The 20,171-nt window shown below is 57.2% G+C and carries 21 protein-coding genes; 3 read left to right on the top strand and 18 right to left on the bottom strand.

The annotated features are described in order from the left end of the window. Positions 1-257: 257 nt before the first annotated feature. From K0B87_05800 to K0B87_05745, 12 genes are read right to left on the bottom strand one after another with little or no spacing between them, the layout of a single operon-like run. Entirely contained in the window at positions 258-2,042 is a 1,785-nt protein-coding gene (locus tag K0B87_05800; GenBank protein ID MBW6514253.1) for a [FeFe] hydrogenase, group A, read from the bottom strand. Between the two features lie 18 nt (positions 2,043-2,060). Further along, entirely contained in the window at positions 2,061-3,623 is a 1,563-nt protein-coding gene (nuoF, locus tag K0B87_05795) for an NADH-quinone oxidoreductase subunit NuoF (protein MBW6514252.1), read from the bottom strand. Beyond that, entirely contained in the window at positions 3,620-4,078 is a 459-nt protein-coding gene (gene nuoE / locus K0B87_05790; GenBank protein MBW6514251.1) for an NADH-quinone oxidoreductase subunit NuoE, read from the bottom strand. The genes nuoF and nuoE overlap by 4 nt, the downstream gene beginning before the upstream one ends. A 9-nt stretch (positions 4,079-4,087) precedes the next feature. Continuing rightward, positions 4,088-5,944, bottom strand: coding sequence for an NADH-quinone oxidoreductase subunit NuoF (locus K0B87_05785; GenBank protein MBW6514250.1), 1,857 nt, complete (start codon positions 5,942-5,944; stop codon positions 4,088-4,090). Between the two features lie 14 nt (positions 5,945-5,958). After that, positions 5,959-6,324, bottom strand: a complete 366-nt coding sequence (locus K0B87_05780) for a (2Fe-2S) ferredoxin domain-containing protein (GenBank protein MBW6514249.1) — start codon at positions 6,322-6,324, stop codon at positions 5,959-5,961. Further along, on the bottom strand, positions 6,324-6,893 hold the full coding sequence (locus tag K0B87_05775) for an ATP-binding protein (protein MBW6514248.1): 570 nt from the start codon (positions 6,891-6,893) through the stop codon (positions 6,324-6,326). Before K0B87_05775 ends, K0B87_05780 begins: the two co-directional genes overlap by 1 nt. A gap of 9 nt (positions 6,894-6,902) precedes the next feature. Next, the gene (locus tag K0B87_05770; protein MBW6514247.1) at positions 6,903-7,385 is read right to left on the bottom strand and encodes an NAD(P)H-dependent oxidoreductase subunit E; all 483 of its coding nucleotides are present in this window, start codon (positions 7,383-7,385) and stop codon (positions 6,903-6,905) included. Between the two features lie 20 nt (positions 7,386-7,405). Further along, the gene (locus tag K0B87_05765; protein MBW6514246.1) at positions 7,406-8,143 is read right to left on the bottom strand and encodes a PHP domain-containing protein; all 738 of its coding nucleotides are present in this window, start codon (positions 8,141-8,143) and stop codon (positions 7,406-7,408) included. Positions 8,144-8,150: 7 nt separating this feature from the next. Beyond that, entirely contained in the window at positions 8,151-8,492 is a 342-nt protein-coding gene (locus K0B87_05760) for a hypothetical protein (GenBank protein ID MBW6514245.1), read from the bottom strand. A gap of 22 nt (positions 8,493-8,514) precedes the next feature. Further along, positions 8,515-9,804: a 4Fe-4S binding protein gene (locus K0B87_05755; protein ID MBW6514244.1), complete on the bottom strand. Its 1,290-nt coding sequence runs from the start codon at positions 9,802-9,804 to the stop codon at positions 8,515-8,517. Beyond that, a complete protein-coding gene (locus K0B87_05750; protein ID MBW6514243.1) occupies positions 9,794-10,327 on the bottom strand; it encodes an ATP-binding protein in 534 nt (177 codons plus the stop codon). Before K0B87_05750 ends, K0B87_05755 begins: the two co-directional genes overlap by 11 nt. Beyond that, positions 10,299-10,646 (bottom strand): transcriptional regulator, encoded by a 348-nt coding sequence (locus K0B87_05745; protein ID MBW6514242.1) that lies wholly within the window; start codon positions 10,644-10,646, stop codon positions 10,299-10,301. The genes K0B87_05750 and K0B87_05745 overlap by 29 nt, the downstream gene beginning before the upstream one ends. A 380-nt stretch (positions 10,647-11,026) precedes the next feature. Between K0B87_05745 and K0B87_05740 the strand changes: the two genes are divergently transcribed. Genes K0B87_05740 through K0B87_05730 form a run of 3 tightly spaced genes read left to right on the top strand, consistent with a single transcriptional unit; the run spans position 11,027 to position 13,463 of the window. Next, positions 11,027-11,269: a hypothetical protein gene (locus tag K0B87_05740; GenBank protein ID MBW6514241.1), complete on the top strand. Its 243-nt coding sequence runs from the start codon at positions 11,027-11,029 to the stop codon at positions 11,267-11,269. Beyond that, positions 11,266-12,654: an endonuclease/exonuclease/phosphatase family protein gene (locus K0B87_05735; protein ID MBW6514240.1), complete on the top strand. Its 1,389-nt coding sequence runs from the start codon at positions 11,266-11,268 to the stop codon at positions 12,652-12,654. Before K0B87_05740 ends, K0B87_05735 begins: the two co-directional genes overlap by 4 nt. Further along, a complete protein-coding gene (locus K0B87_05730; GenBank protein ID MBW6514239.1) occupies positions 12,633-13,463 on the top strand; it encodes an outer membrane protein assembly factor in 831 nt (276 codons plus the stop codon). The genes K0B87_05735 and K0B87_05730 overlap by 22 nt, the downstream gene beginning before the upstream one ends. An 838-nt stretch (positions 13,464-14,301) precedes the next feature. Here K0B87_05730 and K0B87_05725 read toward each other — a convergent pair. The 6 genes from K0B87_05725 to K0B87_05700 form a co-directional block, all read right to left on the bottom strand. Then, on the bottom strand, positions 14,302-15,138 hold the full coding sequence (locus K0B87_05725; protein MBW6514238.1) for a nitroreductase family protein: 837 nt from the start codon (positions 15,136-15,138) through the stop codon (positions 14,302-14,304). A 34-nt stretch (positions 15,139-15,172) separates the two neighbouring features. Then, positions 15,173-15,907, bottom strand: a complete 735-nt coding sequence (locus K0B87_05720; protein ID MBW6514237.1) for a CCA tRNA nucleotidyltransferase — start codon at positions 15,905-15,907, stop codon at positions 15,173-15,175. Then, positions 15,904-17,046: a radical SAM family heme chaperone HemW gene (gene hemW / locus K0B87_05715; protein MBW6514236.1), complete on the bottom strand. Its 1,143-nt coding sequence runs from the start codon at positions 17,044-17,046 to the stop codon at positions 15,904-15,906. The genes K0B87_05720 and hemW overlap by 4 nt, the downstream gene beginning before the upstream one ends. Beyond that, positions 17,016-17,948, bottom strand: coding sequence for a signal peptidase I (lepB, locus tag K0B87_05710; protein MBW6514235.1), 933 nt, complete (start codon positions 17,946-17,948; stop codon positions 17,016-17,018). Before lepB ends, hemW begins: the two co-directional genes overlap by 31 nt. Before the next feature lie 109 nt (positions 17,949-18,057). Beyond that, entirely contained in the window at positions 18,058-19,200 is a 1,143-nt protein-coding gene (locus K0B87_05705) for an iron-containing alcohol dehydrogenase (protein MBW6514234.1), read from the bottom strand. 369 nt (positions 19,201-19,569) lie between these two features. Continuing rightward, a complete protein-coding gene (locus K0B87_05700) occupies positions 19,570-19,980 on the bottom strand; it encodes a pyridoxamine 5'-phosphate oxidase family protein (GenBank protein MBW6514233.1) in 411 nt (136 codons plus the stop codon). Positions 19,981-20,171: the final 191 nt, after the last annotated feature.

Genomic DNA, 20,171 nt, shown 5'->3' with positions numbered 1-20,171 from the left:
TTGTTGGAAAGAGGAATCCAGCGCTCGGGGGCATTCAATTCTATGGGGGGCTCTGTAGCACAAATACGACACTACAGCTCAGAAATATAACAACGAAAAACAGTCAACCTATTTCAGGACTTGACAGGGCGGAACAAGGAAAATGTTGGGTCACGCCCCATTCCGCCTAACTTTACTCACCCTCCCCACGGACAAGGCAAAAAAAGGCGGGATGTGGATCCCGCCTTATGTTGTAGCTGCAGCAAAGCCGCAGGTAGCTATTCGTGTTTGTGGGTGGCTTGTTCGACGATCTGGCCGGTGTTGGCAGAGCGCTTGAAGTAGTAGGTATGGAGCAGCTTGAGGGCGAGCTTGGAATTGGGTTCGCCAAGGAAGCGCTCGTAGATCTTGGTGACTTCGGGGTTGCGGTGGGACAGGCGGACCGGCAGGTCGCGGTCTTCCTCATAGAGGGCAAGTCCTCGACGGGCACGCGACGCGATGTCGTTGCCATAGGGTTGTCCGCCGCCTCCGACGCAGCCGCCGGGGCAGGCCATGATCTCGATGAAGTGCCATGGCGATTCGCCTGTGGTGGCCAGCCCTTCGCGCACACGGTCCATGACCTTGCGCGCGTTGGAAAGCCCGTGGGCCACGGCCACGCGGACCTCTCCAAAGCCGGGAACGTCGATCGCGGCTTCCTTCACACCCTCGAGTCCGCGCACAGCCTTGATCTCCACATCGGGCAGGTCGGTGCCGGTGACCAGGAAATAGGCCGAGCGGATCGCCGCTTCCATCACGCCGCCGGTGGCGCCAAAGATGGTGCCCGCGCCGGAATAGAAGCTCATTCCCTCATCAGGTTCCTCTTCGGGCAGGTTGGCGAAATCGATGCCCGCTTCCTTGATCATGCGCAGCAGTTCGCGGGTGGTGAGCACATAGTCCGTATCCTGAAATCCGGAGTCGCGCAGCTCGGGGCGGCGGGCTTCGAATTTCTTCGCGGTGCAGGGCATCACGGCGACCGAGACGATTTTGGCCGGATCGATGCCGTGTTCCTGGGCGTAGTAGGTCTTGGACAGCACGCCGAACATGCTCATCGGGGATTTGGCTGTGGAAACGCAATCCGCAAGGTCGGGATAGTAGGTTTCCATAAACTTGATCCAGCCGGGGGAGCAGGATGTGATGAGCGGGCGCTTTTCGCCGGCCTTGAGCTTGGTGACGCATTCGGTTCCTTCCTCAAGGATGGTGAGGTCGGCGGTGAAATTGGTGTCCATGACGCTGTCAAAGCCGATCTTGCGCAGGGCCGCGTACATCTTCTTGGGAGTGACGGAGCCCAGCGGCAGGCCGAATTCCTCGCCGAGGGAAACGCGGATGGATGGGGCTTCCTGCACGATGACGTGCTTGTCGGGATCCAGGATCGCTTCCCAGACCTCGTCCAGCTCGCTGCGTTCGCGCAAGGCGCCGGTGGGGCAGTAAACCGTGCACTGGCCGCAATTGACGCAGGGGCTGTTGGCCATGCCGAGGCTGAAGGATGTATCCACATGCGTGTCGATGCCGCGGTCGGCAAAGGTGAGGGCAAAGACGGTCTGAACTTCGTTGCAGACAGTGATGCAGCGTCCGCAGGAGATGCATTTGCTCACGTCGCGGATGATGGATAGCGAGCTCTGGTCCGCCGGCTGCTTGACCAGGATGTTGGGCAGGGCGTCGGGATCCACACCGAGGTTGTTGGCCAGGGTCTGCAGCTCGCATTTATTGTTGGCGGCGCAGGTGGGGCAGGTCACGTCGTGGTTGGAAAGGATCATTTCCACCAGGGTCTTGCGGTAGGCGCGCAGCTTTCTGCTGTTGGAGGAGATCTTCATCCCTTCAGCGACAGGAGTGCAGCAGGCGCGCTTGGGGGTGGGATTTCCGGTGATCTCGACCACGCACACGCCGCAATTGGCCGTGGGCGGGAGATCGGGATGGTAACACAGCCTGGGGATGTAGATCCCGTGCTTGTCGGCGGCTTCGATGATGGTCATGCTGTCCGGCACTTCCAGATGCTGGCCATCGATCCAGATGTTTACTGTTTTAGCCATTTCTAGGTCCTCTTTATCTTACTTTTTTGTTATCGCGATGAATTCATCTTTGAAGTTCTCGACCGCGGAGCGGATCGCCATCACCGGAGACTGGCCGAGGGCGCAGAAGCTGGTGTTGAACATGGTTTCGGCGATGGTGATCATCAGCTCGACGTCGTCCATGCTGCCCTCGCCTTTTCTGATCTTGGTGATCAGGCGGTAGAGCTGCTGGGTGCCGGTTTTGCAGGGCGAGCATTTGCCGCAGGATTCGTGGCGGAAGAAGCGCAGGATGGACCAGAGCATGTCCACGACGCTCTGATGCTCGTTCAGCACCAAAATCGCTCCGGAGCCGAGCACCGCGGCGTATTGGTTCAGGCTGGCGAAATCCATCTTCACGTCCAGCATGCGCTCGGGCAGGAAAACGCCCGCCGCGCCGCCGACCAGGGCAGCCTTGAAGCGGAAGCCCTTTTTCATGCCGCCGGCATAGTCGTTGATGATGGTGCGCAGGGTGGTGCCCATGTCCACTTCGCAAAGACCGGGATGGGCCACGTCACCAAGGATCGTGAACACCTTGGTTCCAGTGCAATCCGGGGTTCCGTGCTGGATGAAGGCCTCCGCGCCGTTGCGGATGATGAAGGGCACGTTGGCCAGAGTTTCCACGTTGTTGACCACGGTGGGGGCGTCCCAAAGTCCTTTCACGCCTGGGAAGGGCGGTTTCGAGCGGGGATTGCCGCGGTTTCCTTCCAAGGATTCGATCAGGGCGGTTTCTTCTCCGCAGACATAGGCGCCGGCGCCGATGCGGATGTCGATGTCCAGATCGAAGCCGGATTCAAAGATGTTTTTGCCCAGGATGCCGTATTCGCGGCACTGGTCGATGGCCTTGCGCAAGCGCTGGATGCAGAGCTTGTATTCACCGCGGATGTAGATCCAGGCTTTGCTGGCACCCACGGCGCGGGCGCAGATCATGATCCCCTCGATCAGTTGGTGGGGATCGCCTTCCATGATCAGGCGGTCCTTGAAGGTGCCGGGTTCGCCTTCGTCGGCGTTCACCACGACATACTTCTGGGGGGCGTCGATGGGTGCGGTGAAGCTCCATTTCACGCCGGCGGGGAATCCCGCTCCGCCGCGGCCCCGGAGGCCGGACTTCTTCACTTCGTTGACGATGTCGATCGGCTGCATCTGGAGCAGGGCCTTTTCGAGGGCTTCATAGCCGCCAGCGCCGATGTATTCGTCGATGCTCTCGGGATCGATGATGCCGGAATTGCGGAGCACGATGCGTTTGTCATAATCGAATTTGGGGCTGAACTTGCCCACGCTTTCCAGCACCAGCCGGTTGACGGGGCGGCCCTTGAGGAAGTGCTCTTCCACGAGTTCGGGGATGTCTTCAAGCTTGACATCCTGGTAATTCACGTTCTCCGGATAGACGGCAAGGCAGATCCCGCGTCCGAAAAAGCCCAGGGGGCCGGTCTCGAGGACGTTGATCTCCTCCTGCAGGTTGTGCTTCGCCAGTTCGAGGCGCAGGGCCTTGATGAAGTCCTGGACTCCGGCAAGCAGCGAGGTTTCGTTGATGCCGACCAGGATGTGGCTGCGGTAGAATTTCATTGGTTCCCCCTTTGGATCCTGGCGATGATCTCCTCGACGCTTTCCTCGCTGAGGTCGCCGTAGACGTCGTCGTTGATCATCATCACAGGCGCGTTTCCGCACACGCCGAGGCAGGCGCTGAGCTCGAGGGTAAAGAGCCCGTCTTTGGTGGTTTCGCCTGTTTCCACACCCAGCAGGACCTTCAGCTTGCGCAGGATGTTTTCGCTGCCCTTGATGTAGCAGGGTGGCGATTCGCAGAGGCGGATAATGTTTTTGCCGCGGGGCTTGGTGCTGTACATCGTGTAAAACGTGAGCACGCCAAAGATGTGGTTGGGCGGGATGCCCAGATAATCCGACACCGCCTGGACCGCTTCCTCAGAGATGTAGTGCCGGGGATGCGTGTCCTGGATCTCGTGCAGGATATAGATCAGATTGTCTTTATCAGGAGTGTATTTGGCACATATTTTTTGATACATGGGTTCTCCTTATTCTTCCTCGCGCCCAAGTTTCTGGAGCGCTTCTTCCGTATGTTTGACCACATCTTCGTGCAGGCCTGGCACACGGTCGATCGCCTTCACGGGACAGACGTCCTGGCAATTGCCGCATTTGATGCAGTCGATCTGGGCGATGGTATATTTCTCCTCTCTGGAGCCACTGATGCAGTTGACCGGGCATTTGCGGGCGCACAGCGAGCAACCGATGCAGCGGGATTTGTCGATGTTGAAATGCAGCAGGTCCGGGCAGACCTTGGTCTGGCAAGCCCGGTCGCGGATATGGGCCTCATATTCGTCGCGGAAATAGCGGATCGTGGAGAGCACCGGATTGGGCGCTGATTGTCCCAGGCCGCAGAGCGAAAGCTTGCAGATAGTTTCGCCCAGGCGCTGGAGTTCCTCGATGTCGCCTTCCTTGCCCTGGCCGGAGGTGATCCGTTCCAGGATGCCGTGCATGTGCTTGAGGCCGATGCGGCAGGGCGGGCATTTTCCGCAGGATTCATCCACGCAGAATTCGGTGAAGAACTTGGCCACATTGACCATGCACTTCTGATCGTTCATCACGATCACGCCACCGGATCCCATCATCGCGCCTCGTTCCTTCAGGCTTTCGTAATCCACGGGAACATCCAGGTGCTCCTGGGTGAGGCAGCCTCCGGAAGGCCCGCCAAGCTGGACAGCCTTGAACTTGTGGCCGCCGGTCATGCCGCCGCCCACTTCAAAGATCAGCTCGCGCAGGGTGATGCCCATAGGAACCTCGACCAGGCCGGTGTTCTTGATGTCGCCGGTGAGGGCAAAGACCTTGGTGCCTTTGCTGGTGGCGGTTCCCATGGAAGCGAACCAGTCCGCGCCTTTGAGAAAGATGGTCGGCAGGTTGGCCAGGGTTTCCACGTTGTTCACCACGGTCGGTTTGCCCCAAAGCCCTTTGGTGGCAGGATACGGCGGCTTGGGCGTGGGATTGCCGCGCTCGCCCTGCAGGGATTGGATCAGGGCCATTTCCTCGCCGCAGACGAAAGCGCCAGCGCCGGTGCGGACCTCGGCATCAAAGCAGAAATCCGAGCCAAAGATCTTATCTCCCATCAGTCCGGCTTCCTTAGCCTGCTCGATCGCCTGCTTGATGCGCTTGATCGCCAGGGGATATTCGGCCCGGATGTAGAAGAAGCCCTTGGAAGCGCCGATGGAAAAGGCCGCCAGCATCATCCCTTCCAGGATGCGGTGGGGGTCGCCTTCCAAAAGGGAGCGGTCCATGAAAGCGCCTGGATCTCCCTCGTCGCCGTTGCAGATGATGTATTTCTGGTCGGCCTGGACGTCGTGCACCAACTGCCATTTGATGTGGGTGGGAAAACCGCCGCCGCCGCGTCCGCGCAAGCCGGATTGCTTAACCACGTCGATCGCCTTCTGGGGGTCCAGTTCCGTGAGAACCGTTCCCAGGGCTTCGTAGCCGCCGGTGGCGATGTATTCATCCAGGCTTTCGGGATCGATGTAGCCGCAGTTGGCCAGCGCCACCTTCACCTGTTTCTGGTAGAAGGGGACTTCCTTCTGGACGGAGATGACCTTATCCTCGTCCTGGAGCATCAAACGCTGGACAGGACGCCCTTTGATGAAATGTTCAGAGACGATCTCCTCCACATCTTCCGGAGTGACATGCTTGTAGAAGATGCCTTCCGGATAGATGACCATCACGGGGCCGTAGTCGCAAGGGCCCATGCATCCGGTCTCGATGATGTTGATCTCGGTGGAGATCCCTTTTTCAGCGAGAACCTCGTGGAAGCGGTCCTTGATCTTCAGAGCGCCCGCCGACACGCAGCCGGAGCCGCAGCAGATCAGCAGGTCGATTCTTTTCAGAGACATGCGCGAACCTCCAATCAGTCGCCGGTTGCCACTACGTAATCGGAGACGACTCTTCCATTCACGATGTGCTCGACCACCACCTTTTTCACCTTGTCCGGATTCATGTTGCCATAGGTGACCTTGGCTTTGCCTTCTTCGATCAGGTCAACGACCGGTTCCATCGAGGAAAGGCCCTTTTCGCCAGTCTGAGTGACCAGAACGTCGGTCAGGTTGCGGTTGGAAATCTCTTCCAGGAAAGTCTTCATGACTTCGCGGGCTCCCATCGCGATACCGGATGTTCCCATCCCCACCACGATCTTGATGCGCACGTTGCCGCCACGAAGCTTCATGTCTTCCTGGGCTTTTTCACGGATCTTCTTAAGGTCTGCGAGTGTCTTCATCAGACATCCTCCATGTTTGTATTTTGTATTCCTTCTTTCAAGCTTTGGTCTATGTATTCGATCACATCGGGATAGGTGAGCGGAATGTCGCCCAATTCCTCTTTGATGGCGGCCGTTTCGAAATGGAAGGATTGCTCCTTGCCCTTTTCACGGTAGATCAGGATGATGTTGAAATCCGCTTCGGGATGTCCGATGATGGCGCCCAAAAGGGTGGCGCGCAGGTTGCCGAGCGGCATCCGGTCGATGTGGTCGAGGGTAAATTCAACCGTCAGAACTGTCCCGAAACCGGGTTGGCTGGTCATGTTGAAACAGCCGTCGGTAAGCTCGGCGTTCTGCTTGAACAGCGGAATGCCCAGCCCGACCTTCTTCTCACGCTCCGACTTGCTGGTGTAAAATGGGTTCTGCGCCATGGCCAGGGTGTCCGTGTCCATGCCGGTGCCGTCGTCCTCCACGATCAGGCGCAGGGAGTTCTTCGCCACGTTGTGGATCACGCGCACCTTGATGTTTTTGGCTCTCGCGCGGATGGAATTCTCGATTATGTCCAGCAGATGCAGGGAAATATCTTGCATGTAAACTGCCTACTCGTACTTTTTGAGAATTTCCGCGACCTTGTCCCTGGTTTCGATCCTGCCAAAGGTGTCTTCCCCGATCACGAACACCGGCGCCAATGAACAGGCTCCCACGCAGCGCACCGCGCTGATCGTAAAGAGGCCGTCGGCTGTGGTCTCGCCGACCTTGGCCCCCAATTCCTCTTCGATCATCTGAGCGAGGCGCGGGGCTCCTTTAACGTAGCAGGCCGTTCCCATGCAGATGTTCAGGGTGTATTTTCCCCGGGGTTTCATGGAAAAGAAATTGTAGAATGTCACCACGCCGTAGACCTTGCTGGCGGGTATGTTCATCTCTGTGGCGACGAATTCCTGCACCTCGAGAGGCAGGTAGCCAAAGATTTCCTGGGCGACGCGCAACACCTCGATCAGGGGATTGCGCAGACCCTTGCTCTCTGCGATGACAGCTCTGAGCTTGTCATACAGCAGGTTGTCTTGCTGGGTTCCGGGAGTCATCACTCCTCCTGTTGTATATTTTATATAACTATCTTACGGTCTTCAAGGCCCAGCGCGGCTTTGGCCAGCTCGGCCACGGATGCTTCGCGCACCCAGAGCCTGCTGACGCCAGAGCCGACATCGGCCAGGTAATGCGCGTCGGAAGCGCGCAGGAAAGATTTCCCTGCCAGCTTCGCGTGGCCGCGAAGCAAAGTTTCCGGATTAGCTCCGGCCGTTATGCCGAAGAGGTCAAATTCCGGTTCTTCAGGCAGAAAACCCAGCTGTCCGATAATGCTGTTCACCTCGGCGTCGATATGGGCCGGAACGCAGTATCCTCCAAGCTCCCGGGCCTTTCCCACGGCTGTGCTGAGATCCCAAGCGGAAGAATTTATCAGCGCTTTGGGTTCCATTCCTAAAATGTTCTCATTTTCGTCAATGATAACTTGATCCCCGAAGAAATCCGTATCGTTTGCCAACGGCAGGAGGCTGTCGTAAAGCTGGTTGCCAAAGGTTTGCGCCGCCTGCGGAGCGTCAAAATAGACCAGGATGTGGATCTCTTCGGAGGTCTGCAGTTCGACGCCCCAGATGAAATTTATCCCCGCTTTGGCAGCGACCGCATAGTAGGCCGGGCAATTGGCCAAAGTATTGTGGTCCGTGATGGCCATCCAGTCTATCCCGAGGGCCTTGATCCGGGCGATCAGTCCGGAGGGGGACATTTCCAATCCACCGCAGGGTGAAAGCACCGAATGAAGATGCAGGTCGGCCCGGAACCAGCGCATCTCGGGCCTAAGCGTTGAGCATACTATAGAGAATTCCGGCCAGGCTGAAGGTGTCCAGATCGCTGGAGATCAGGCAGATGCCTTCCGCGCTGGCTTTTTCCACCACCGCCCCGTCCGGCTGGTTGCCCTTGGCAAAGATGATCGCCGGCAAGCCAGCCAGGGAAGCCACGGCAACCGTGTTCAGATGCTTCATGATGGTGATCCAGGCCTGTCCCGGTTTGGCATTGCCCATCACGTCGCTGAGCATGTCGCAGACGTAGGCGCCGCTGATCTGGATAGCTGCCGGATCATGGTCCGGAGTGTGGTTGAGCCCCTTTATGGCGGCCTGGTATTCAGATAGTTTTAGCATATTCTTTTCCTGATATTGATCTCTATTTCTGCTGGGGATCCTGCTCATCCTCTTTGGAATGGCGTTTCAGCAGCACCACGCAGTCTTCGATCGTGGCCTTGCCCAGCACGATGTCCTCGGCCAGGGCATAGCAGCTGGGAGAGCCGCAGGCGCTGCAATTCAGGCCCGGCAGGGAGGTTAGGATCTCGTTGAGCTGCTTCATTTTCCTGATGGCCGCCTTGATATCCGTGTCCAGTTCCATGATCGGCCTGGGCGTGAGCGGCGCCACGTCAAATTCGCCCTCATCATAAAGCTCTTCGAGTTCGTGGATGTCGACCTCACCGTTTTCGCCTTCCTTGATCATCTTTTTAATCCGGCTCATGGCCACGAAGGGGTTCTCCACGTTGAAGCAGCCACCCACGCAGCCGTTGGTGCAGCTGCGCATTACAATGTAGTCATATTGGTCCAGATAGTGGTCTTCCACCCGGGACAGGATCTCCATCACGTTTTCCACCCCGTTCACCGATAGGGCGCGGATGTCCTCGCAATCGACCAATTCAGCCTGCACGCCGGAAAGCGCCCAGGTGAGGCCTTTGGGATACGTGGCGATCTGGGGCGGGTTGTTTTGCAGGTTCTTGATGTGCTCGCGCACCTTGCCATAGATCATGCCGATGGAAAACGCGCCGTCCTGCAGGTGTTTGTAGGCCCCTTCGGGTTGGTGCACCGCGGTTACGTGCGCCGCGCAGGGCACGATCAGGAAGATGCCGATATCATCCTCCTTCAGGCCTTTCTCCTCCTGGATCTTTTCCCGCAGATAGCGGGTGAGGATGCTCATCGGGGCTTCAAGATGGAAGAGATTGGGCAGCAGGGAGGGATATTTCAATTGGATCAGGCGCACCACGGTGGGGCAGTTGCTGGAAATGATCGGCCGCTTGTCGCGGTTGGCGCGGATGTAGTTCTGGATCACCTTGACCATGAACTCCGTCACCATCGCCTCTTCCTGCACGTCGTCAAAACCCAGTTCATACAATGCCTGTTTGGCCACCTCGTAGGAAATGTCCTCGGTGAACTGGCCAAAATAGGAGGTGGAGATGATCGCCACCTTGTATTTGAAATTGTGGATCAGGTCGAGCGGATCGCTGCGCGGGATGATGGCATGGAACTGGCAGGCAAAGATGCACTCGCCGCAGTCGACGCAGCGGTTGGGGTCAATGTGGGCCTTGCGGTCGCGCACCCGGATCGCCTCGGTGGGGCAAACCCGCACGCAGGCCGTACAGCCGGTGCAGTTATCCTCCAGGATCTGGAGGGCGTGAAAGTATTTCTTATTGTCCATCGTTCTTAAAGTAGATTATAATTTCCAGGCAGGTCGAATCGCCCTTTTCCGAGGAGATGTGCAGGGCGTCCGCGTTCTTCTGGATGTTGGGCAGGCCCAATCCCGCTCCGAAACCGAGCTCGCGCACCATCTCGTCCGCCGTGGAAAAACCCGGGATCATGGCCTGTTCGATATCGGCGATGCCGGGCCCGTTGTCCTGGAAAACCATGTGGATCAGCTCGGGATGGATGTTGCTGGTCATGGAACCGCCGAGGGAGTGCGCCGCTACGTTGATCTCGGCTTCATAGGCAGCCACGGCCACCCGGCGCAGGACCTCGGGATCCACGCCCAGCCGCTTCAGCAGGTTCTTCACCTCCGCGGAGCCCCGACCAGCGCTGTTGAAATCCTTTTCCGGGATGTCCGCTTCCAGCGTCACGTCAGCTTCCGGAGCCTGGCTGAAAAACTTCTTGACCGGATCTTCCAGTCCCAGGCGGATATGCCAGTATTCCGCCATCTCAGATCTTGCAGCTGCGAAGTCCCGCATTGTAGAGCAGTCCGCTGGAACGGTACATGGTCAGGTTGGTGCAGATCAGGGGCAGCTTGCGCTCCCGGGCCATCTCGACGATCTCGTTCAGAGGCCGTTTCCCCCTCACAAAAATGATCCCAACTATGTCGATCATGTCCGAAAGCCTGATCACCTGGTTGTTCGTCAGGCCGGTCAGCAGCAGGGTCGGCTCTTTGGTGCACATCAGAATGTCGCTGATCAAATCCGACGCGAAAGCGCAGGGGACCTCAACCTCAAGATCCGCATCCGGAGAGAGCAATTCACCCTCCAGAAGGGTAACTATGTCCTTTAAGTTCATTCAATATCACCTGTTTTGTTTATTAAAAGCCAGTTCAAATTGGGGTTGATATTAGTCAAGAAAATAGTTGCCCGTGCCCCCAGCAGATGCTCCGCCACTTTCGGCACCTCGATAAGCATATGGCCGCCAAACCCTTAGCCAGATGGCCTGAATTGGCAAGGCGGCATATTTGTTCATTGATCATCCGGATGGCACAGACCGTGAGAATTACTTTTCTTGCAGATGCAGATATTTCTTGACATATTTTCCTGGAGCATCAAGATTGCCCCAATTGAAACCCGACTATCAGAGTGAACCTTGTAAGCCCAGCCTGCTTCAGCGCAATTGAATTTCCCCCGGACAGTAATTAGTTGGATCATTGCATGAAGAGAGGTGCGGTTATGAGACACAGGTCAATTTGGCAGATACCCTCGGCCGGGATAAGCTATCTCAGTTTCCGCATCCGCGAACCGCAGGGCAAATACATCACCATGATTGACGGTAACCTCGAGTGTATCTATGGTCTGGAAGCCAGCACCCTCTTCAATACCGGCATTATCAAGATGATCCGGCAATCAGGTTTGGCGGCGGAGTTGCCGTTTCCGCCGCTTGGGATTATCCGGAATAAGGAGTGTGCAAGATGAAAAAAGCGTTTGCCCTGCTTTTCGCCTGTTTGAGCCTGGCCCTGGGTTTTGCCCGGTCTGGCGCTCTTGAGGTGCAAAACCATGGCTCCCTCAAAGCCGTCACTTTCAATATCTGGAGCGGTTCTGACTACATCGGCTTCGCCTCCTTCGGGGAATGGGAAAGCCCCGCAATCCGCGAGCAGCGGTATCAGATCCTCCTGTCCGAACTGCGTGGGATCGATCCCCAGGTCATCTTCCTGCAAGAGGTCAACCCGGTGGACAAATACAGCCGCCGCCTCGCCCGGGACTTGAACATGGACCAGATCCACCAGGTCTGCGTTGGCGGCATCAAGATCTTCGGCCTGGGCATCCCCAAAGGTTTCAAGGAAGGCAATGCCATCCTGGCTAAAAAAGGCCTGAAGCTGGAAAAGATCGAGGATTGGAAGCTGGCCGGCAGCCCGGGCGTCTTTTCCGACAATTTCAGCTTCCATGTCGACGACCCCGTCTCCGCCCTGGCCGGCAGGATCGTTTGGGAAAACAAACCCCTCAACCTCGTCTGCGTCCACCTTTCCGCCTATCCGGACCTCACGCCCGCCCTCCAAGACAGCCTGCAAGCCCTATGCGGCCGGGAAGGCTGGTCCGCAAGCGATTGTGGCAAAGTGCGCGATAAATGGGAAAAGGGGGTGAAACAGCGGGCCAAAGAGGCCAAACTGCTGCTCAAAAAGATCGCCCGACTGGAGCCGGACGTCCCTCTCATTTTGGCCGGCGATTTCAACTCTCAACCTGCTTCCGGCGTGCTGGAACATATCCTGGCCAAAGGCAAATTCATCGATTCCGCAGCCGAAGTGCCGGAATATGCCACTTGGGACGCGCTCCGCAACAGCAACACCTTCCATTCGCAGTTTGGCCACGACGCCCGCGGAAACCCGAATTCACATTGGAAAAAATTCACAGCCTTCGACTCCGCCCAACTTCGGCGCCTGGATTACATCCTGCTGGACAAGGCTTTCCAGCCCGGAGACGTGCTGAATAACCGGCCGGTGCTCAACCAGCCTGTGAACGGCCTGTATCCCTCCGACCATTACGGCGTGCTGGCTGAGCTCGATCTGAACGCGCCTCTGGCAAAAGCTCCGGAGCTTTTTGGCCGCATTCCGCGCTCCGCCAAAACCAAGATCTCCGGCCTGCCCATCGCCATGTACGACACGGACACCGGCTTCGGCTACGGCGCCAAGGGCTATTTGTTCAACCTGTTCAAGGCCAACGAATCCTATGACCTCATCCTTTTTCACAGCACCGAAGGCGAACGCTGGTACAAATTTGAATTCTCCCTGCCCGACGAGGAACTGCGCCAGCGCCGCAAATATCCGCTGGCCTCGACATCAAGGTGGATTATGACAAGTGGATAAACAGCAAGTACTTCCCCGCGGATTATGACGCCGATTCCGGCGACCCGGAGATCTTCACCAAGGAGCCGCTGGATGTTTCCCTGCTTCTCACCCATCCCTTCAACCGCTACCTGAACGGGCAGATCGGGGCGCAGTTCAGCCACGTGAGCCTCTACAATTTCGGGGAAGCCCCCACCCTGCAGCAAGATCTGCAGGATAAGGACACCGAAACGGCCTATCTCAGCAACATCATCAACCTGCGCTGGGACACCCTCAACAGCGCCAAAAATCCCAGCCGGGGCTTCTATTTGAAGCACGAACTGGAAACGAACTGGCTGCATGACCAACTCCGCGGCGACGCGGAAAACGAACGGCGTGACCCGCTCAGCTTCACCTGGGGCCGCAAATTCTCTTTCCTGCGCAACACCACCACCGCGCGCTATTACACTGTGCTCTGGTATCCCAAGACCGTGCTGGCCTTGCGTTTGCAGGGCAAATACCAAAGCGGCGGGGACATCCCCTTCCAATTCAAACTGCCCCTGGGAGGCGGCACTTCCCTGCGCGGAACCTCCTCCGGCCGCTATTTGGATGACACGGTCGTGGTGGCCAATGCCGAGATCCGCTTCCCCATCTACAAAGGCCTGGGAGGCATTCTGGGCTACGACGCCGGCGCGGCTGCCCACTCTCCGGAGCAACTGGCCCTGAAGGACCTGGTCTCCAATCCGGTGGTCGGCCTGCGTTACTACATGAGCGATTTCATTGTCCGCCTGGATGTTGGCCTGGGAGAGGAAGGAATGGGCTTGTATTTCAACTTTGGCCACGCTTTCTGAGACAGCCGCTGCTTATTTGCTTGCGCTGGGTGCGCAGATAAAGAGAACGCAGATGCAGAGGAAAAAGAGGATAACGAGGATGTTATAAAACAGAGGGACGGATACATGGAAGCCGAATTCCGATTCGGCGATCGGTCGGAGTCCGATTCATTTGCATGAGCGACCTTCGGCCGCTGTGGCAAAGCGGAATTTGCCACCCCCAAAACCAAGCCCCGGAGGGGCTGAAAAGAGCTGTCTAAATGGACTGAACGGCGTTATTATAGGCCGGAAACTGCGTCCGCCCCTAGGTAGTGTCGCACGCCGTTGCGACAACATGGCCTGGTTGGACTTCAAACTGCGTCTGGCTTTGCGAATTGCTTGAAGTCCAAAGCCCCCTCAGGTTGTGAGAAAAGTTAGAGTCTTGTGCGGGGCTTTGAACTCCAAGCTATGCTGGTTGTGGGGTTTGCTGGAGTCCATTGCTGGAGTCCATGCTCGTTCCTCGCTCGACTCCAGCGAGGCAGACTCCAGCGTGGCGGATTCGACTCCAGCCCAGTTGGCTCCCCTTATCAATACGGTGTCAATACGGACTCAATACGGACAAAGTCCGTAGTGAGTCCGTATTGATAGCGTAATGATAAAGGGAGCGATAAGCCAACAATATGAAAGGTAAGGCTTAGAGACAGTCTCTATGAGGGATGTTCCCGTAGATCGGATAACATGATGCAGGAAATAAACTTAGACTTAGTTTGCTTTGACCCGTGAAAGATCGTCCACGGGGGATGGGAACAAGCCAAAACCTGATTGACGATCGATGCCTGGATGAAATCCAAACTGCTTATGTGGTCAGATTCCAGCCAGATCAGAGATAGCGCACGAACTCTGAGACCTTGTGCCGGTCCGGGACAGAGAAATGCTCTGCCGGCCAGCCCAGCGGGGTGAGGCAGGCCACATAATCGTCCTGGGGAATATCCAGCAGGCCCTTGACCAGATCGTTGTCCATATCCGTCACCCAACAGGTCCCGAGGCCTAAGGCGTGGGCGGCCAGGAGCAGATGGTAGGCCGCGATGCAGGCGTCCTGGACCTTGCGCCGGGAAACTTCACCGCTGGCGCAGACCGCGATGGCCAAAGGCGCCGCGAGGATGGGGTTTCCGGCCGGGCCGCGCTGTTCCACGATCCGTTCCAGGATGCCGCGGTCACTGACCACAACGTAGTAATAGGCCTGCAGATTCCTGGCCGTGGGGCTGTGGCGGCAGAGCTCGAAAACTCTGTCCAACAGATCGTCCGGCACAGGATCTGCCTTATATTTGCGGATGCTGCGGCGCTGCCTGAGAACCTCGTCAATAGTCTGATATGGCAGCAGGGGATGTTCGAAATGCTGGAATTCCAGGGTCCGGCCCTCGGGATCGCTGGCGTAGAAATGATAAATGTGGAATTTCTCGTTGAGCCGGGGCGCGTGCCGGGCCAGGCCTTTCATCTTGGCGTACATCGCGTCCACTTCTTCGCGCCGGTCGTAAAAGAAGGTGATCACTCCGGATGTTTCTGCTTCCGGACCCTCGCAAAAGCCCAGGAGCAGGTTCCCGCTTTTCAGGATGCAGCAAGGCCCCTGGTCCAGCCAGACCTCCATTCCGATCTTCTCGCGGTAAAACTTGACCGTGTCGGCCAGCTGTTTGGTTTTGTAAAAGACTATTCCTGACATTGTTCCTCACTAATTGGTGTGCAATACAGCCGGTTCAATCCAGCCGCACTTTCTTTTCCAGATGGGGCCGGATCCCCGTTTCATCCAGCATCCTCAGCCAGCGTTGCCGGGCTGTGAAACTGGCCTTGGCTTCAAGGCGTGCCTGTTCGTCCTGGCAGCGTCTTTGGCTGAGGCTCAAGACCAGCGGGGCGTTGTCTTTCAGGGCCTCGTAGGTGTCTGACTCGATATCGAAGCCCAGGACGGCGGCAAAGCGCAGGGCCCGCAGCAGGCGCAAGGGATCTTCCTGAAAGGACAAAATGGGGTCGCGGACGCAGCGGATGAGATTGCTCATTATATCGGCAATCCCTTTGCCACTGGGATCGACGATCCAGCCGCTCATGACGTCCTGGTAGAGCGCGTTGACCGTGAAATCCCGCCTCAGGCAATCAGCAGTGAGTTCGGCAAATTCCACCCGCGGAAAGCGGTTTCCGGGGATGTAGACCTCGCTGCGGGTCATCGCGAAATCGAGCTGGACACCTTGGAAGCGTGAGCTGGCGGTGCCAAAACGGCTGTGGTACTCGGGCTCGGGCGTGGGCAGATATTCCTGGAGGAAAACGGCCAGGCGGATCCCGCCATCAGGCAGTTCCACCGCAATGTCCACATCCTTGACCTCAGCGGGCCTGCCCAGGTGTAAATCGCGGACGCAGCCTCCAGCGAAGTAGGTGGTTCCGTCAAATTCCAGGCCCCGGATGTTTTCCGCCAGGAGCTGGCGCAGTTCTTCCAGCTTCATAGCAATCCTCCAATCACGGCGTTGGAGACAAACAGCGCCCGCTCGCTCAGCCACAGGCGCGACGGGCTGGATTCAAGCATATGGAGGGCAAGCAGTTTGTCTATCTGGGGCCTCCGTTCCGCGAACAGGTCTGCCCCAAAGCGCTCCTGATAGGCATTCAGGTCGATACCCTCCCTCAAGCGCAGGCCCATCATGAGATAATCGGCCCTGGTCCTTTCCGGGCCGCAAAACTCGGCTTGGGGCATGATCTCCCCTTCAGCCAGAACGCGGCTGTATTCCTCCAGGGAAGAGGGATTGGCGTAGCGCCAGGGTGGCAGCCAGCCGGAAGCTGAAGCTCCCAATCCGAGGTAGGGCTCGCTTTTCCAATAGGCCAGGTTGTGCCGCGAAGCCTTGCCAGGCCGGCAGAAATTGGAGATCTCGTATTGCTCGAATCCGGCATCCCGCAGCTCTTGGCGGAGCGCATCATACTGCGCGGCAAGGACATCATCTTCAGGCAGGGGCTGCGTTTCGCCCGCAGAGAGCTTGAGCCCCAGGGGTGAATCTTCTTCCAGGGTGAGCAGATAGCAGGATAGATGCTCAGGTTCCAAAGTGATGAATTGATGCAGGTTGCGGCGCAGGCTGGCCACCGATGAGCCGGGCAGGCCGTAGATCAGGTCCAGGGAGATGTTGGGGTAGCCATGCTCCCGGCAAAGCCTGATCTTGTCAGGGATCTGGGCAGCGCGGTGGCGGCGTCCGAGATATTCCAGTTCCTGGTCGTCCAGGCTCTGAACCCCGATGGAAAGGCGGTTTACGGGTGTTTCATTCAGCTGCCGCAGGTAATCCGCGGTGATCTGCAGCGGATTGACCTCCAGGGTGACCTCGGCTCCCGGCACAAGCTGGAATCTGGCGCTGAGGGAATTCAGTTCCTCCGCGCCAAGCAGGGACGGGGTCCCGCCTCCGAAATAGAGGGTTTTCGCCTGCAGCAGAGAGGGATCGCGCTCTGTAAAGAGATCTATCTCATGGTGCAGGTTCCTCAGATAAACAGACAAAGCGCCCCTGCTGAATGGAACGCTGAAAAAGCTGCAATATCCGCAGCGGGACAGGCAAAAGGGGATGTGCAGGTATACGGCTAACGGGCCAGGCGGAAGATCCTGTTCCATCTGGTGTGGGGCGTATCGAACAGCTTGTTGTATTCGATACCCTTGGAGAAAAAGATCAGCCAGGGCGTGCCTGTGATGTCGCTGCGGTCCAGGAATCCCCAGTAGCGGCTGTCTTCGCTCACGTCACGGTTGTCGCCCAGCACGAAATATTTGCCTTCCGGAACGCGGATCGGGCCGAACCAGTCGCGGTTGAACAGCTTTCTGGCTGAACCGGTCGTATCCGGCGCGACGACGTAATCGCGGTACCAGTCGCTGTGGGAGATGATGCCGTCGTCCTGCCCCTCTTTGAAGCGATGCCGGAAGATCTGCACCGGTGCCTGCGGCGGCGAGGGCTGGGGAATGTCGTAGCATTCATAGCCCCGCTCAAAGCGCTCTCCATTGATGTAGACGATCTTGTCCCGCACCTCGACGACGTCCCCCGGCATGCCGATCACCCGCTTGACCACGTTCTTGCGGGCGTAATAGGTGATATGGAAAAAGGTGATGGGAAACTTGCCAAAGGAGGTCGATTTGTTGATGTAGAGGGGATGGAAGATCCGGATGAAGTTGGAAGAGTAGTCAGGATGCTCGGGTGTGCCCTCTTCGATCTTGGGATAGCGGAAAGTGACGATCTCCTCGCGTTTGGGATCGTTAAAGTAGTACTTGAGTTTGTTGGCGACGAGGTAGTCGCCGGTGAGCAGGGTCTTTTCCATCGAGGGCGAGGGGATCATGAAGTTTTGGAAGGTGTAGTTGCGGATGATCATGGCCACCACGAAGGCGAAGAGGATCGCCTCGATCCAGTCCTGCAGCCAGGGTTTCTTGCGGCGGAACTTTTTGCCCTGGGGCAGGGGCGTGATGGTGTAGGCAGGCTCTTTGTGGTCCTGTTTCTTGATCTTGCTTTTCAGTTGCTGCTTGTCGTTCATCCTCGGAATTTCCTTCAAAATGATCTTATCCGGCTATGATTTGGGCGAGGGCACTTTTGTCAAGCGGGAAGTTTGCAGCCAGGCCAGTTCTGAATTTCGCGGCCCAGGCCTAAAAAGCCAGCATCAGCAGGGCCTCGATCTCATCGGCAGTGAAACGCACGATCTTGCCCACGCCGCGGGAACTCATGATGATGTCCCGCAGTTCGGGCAGGTCGCTTTCCCTGATCCCCAGATCGCGCAGGCTGGAAGCCGACCCCCAATCCTCGATCTTGTCCCGGAACCTGTGCAGGGCGTGGGAAACGCTGTCCGCGCCCCAGACCTGTTTCGCCCAATGCGCGAAGCGGCCCGGCTCCTTTTCGCTCACATATTCGATCCAGGCGGGGAAGATCACGCCCAAACCCTCGCCGTGCGCTATTTTGGGGTTCAAGACGGAACAGGCGTGCTGGATCGTGTGGCAGGCCCAGTCCCCACCCTTCAGCCCGACTCCACTGATCCCGTTCAAGGCCAAGGTCGCGCTCCAAGCCAGGTTAGCCCTGGCTATGAGGTCGTTGGGGCTGTGTTTCAGGCGGTCGGTCATCTCGACGATGGTGCGCAGGAGTCCGCTGTCGATGGCCAGGGTGGCGATGGCCTTGTCGTCCATGAAATAGAATTCCATGATGTGCGCCATGGCGTCCAGCGCGCCATTGGCGGTCTGCTTGAAAGGCAGGCTGCTCTGGGCGGCAGGGTCGATGATGGAAACATAGGGATAGAGCAGGGGCGAGCCGATGCTCCATTTCTTCTTCTCTTCTGCATTGGTAATCACGGCGTTGCCATTCATCTCGCTGCCGGTGGCGGAGAGGGTCAGAACGGTGTAGACTGGCAGGGCTTTTTGCACTTTCTCCTGCCCCGTGAAGGCGTTCCAGACGTCCTCCAGATAATAGCCCGCGGCTGTCGCTTTGGCGCTGTCGATCACGCTGCCGCCGCCCACGGCGAGCAGTGCGTCGACCCCGTCTTCTTTGGCCTGGGCGATAAGATCACGCAACTTAGCCAGAGTGGGATTGGGCTGCACTCCCCAGGCTTCGGTCCAGTCGATCTGCTGGCCCTTGAGGCTGTCACAGACCTGGGCGTGCACGTTGTTGCTGCGGATCGATCCGCCTCCGGCGATCAGGAGGCATTTTCGGACCCCCGCGCTCTTCATTTCCTGCCCCAGGTGTTTTATCGCCCCCACCCCAAAATGGATGCGGGTGGGGTTGTAAAAACTGAAGGATTCCATTCCTGCTCCTTAATATGTGTGTTCAATTACGTTTTGAGCTGATGCCATATGAACATATTAAGGCAAAGCACCGTTCTGGCAAGCGGAATTAGATGCCCAGCCGACTCCGGCCAGGAGACCGGCCCGCCTGACCGAAGATATTGCTTGACATCAAATTTGGTTTTATATAATTGGAATCTGTCCCCAGTGAGATGTTTATAGAGAAAATAGAGCTATAGGGAGGAAAGCATGAAAGCGAGAAAACCCTCGCTGGTCTCGGGCTTTGGAGTTTCGTGCGGTCCTACGGCCATGAGGAATAGACCGTCCAATCGAGTACCGTTTAGCGGAGATCCTGGGGATTCTGGCCGCTGATGGGAGAAAAAGTGCTCTTCAATGATCTGTTACTACCTCATAATCGTCCCCGGGTTTCATATACCTGAGCTGCTTCAAATCCATCACAAACAGACGGAATGCTGGATCTGCCGGCCCCTGCCAATAGTCGAGAAGGAATGGGGCGAAATCCGCCACTTCCTTCCTGAGGCCCAGGTCATCGACCTGCCGCAGCATTCCGCTTCCGCGCAGATAACCGGAATTGGTTTCCTTTTTCAGTAAGAGGCAAAATTCCGCCCTGTGATTTGCCGCGATCTGGGCGCACTTGCTGTCCGCAGCCCCGGTGGCAAAATAGAAGCTGCCGTCCAGATAAATCATGGTCATCGGCCGCAGCCTGGGCTGGCCGCTTTCGCAGGTGGCCAGATGCACCATTTGAGTGGGTTTGAGCAATGCGATTATTCTTTCTTCCATCCCTTCTCCCATCATATAAGTGGTTGCAATCTGTCGGGATTCACCCATCTGTCAAGATTTATTGAAGGCATACCCCCAAAAAAGTGGCATGCTAATGTTATAATCACTTACCTTAAAACGTATAACCTATACATTATGTCCATCGGTTGAATGATTTGGGTCATGTGCGAAAATACATTCCAAGACACGTT

The sequence above is a fragment of the Candidatus Syntrophosphaera sp. genome, assembly GCA_019429425.1.
GTDB lineage: Bacteria > Cloacimonadota > Cloacimonadia > Cloacimonadales > Cloacimonadaceae > Syntrophosphaera.
This window is presented reverse-complemented; position numbering and strand designations above follow the sequence as displayed.